This window comes from Kluyvera sichuanensis, assembly GCF_014218705.1.
In the GTDB taxonomy this organism is placed as follows: Bacteria; Pseudomonadota; Gammaproteobacteria; order Enterobacterales; family Enterobacteriaceae; genus Kluyvera; species Kluyvera sichuanensis.
Window position 1 is genome coordinate 1 of record NZ_JABBJF010000093.1, and the last position, 365, is coordinate 365.

The window sequence follows — 365 nt, forward strand, 5'->3', positions numbered from 1 at the left end:
TTAATCGCTTCTGGATCGTGACCATCGATGCCACGGATCACGTGCCAGTGATAAGCTTCGAAACGTTTAGCAGTGTCATCGGTGAACCAGCCTTCAACGTGGCCGTCGATGGAGATGCCGTTGTCATCATAGAACGCGATCAGTTTGCCCAGTTTCAGGGTACCGGCCAGGGAGCACACTTCGTGAGAAATGCCTTCCATCATGCAGCCGTCGCCCATGAACGCATAGGTGAAGTGGTCAACGATGTCGTGACCAGGGCGGTTGAACTGCGCCGCCAGCGTTTTTTCTGCAATCGCCATACCTACGGCGTTCGCGATGCCCTGGCCCAGCGGGCCGGTAGTGGTTTCAACACCAGCGGTGTAACC

The 365-nt window shown here is 56.2% G+C and carries 1 pseudogene; it reads right to left on the reverse strand.

What is annotated here, in order from left to right:
• Positions 1-365: pseudogene (locus tag HII27_RS26900) on the reverse strand (transketolase); the annotation flags it as partial.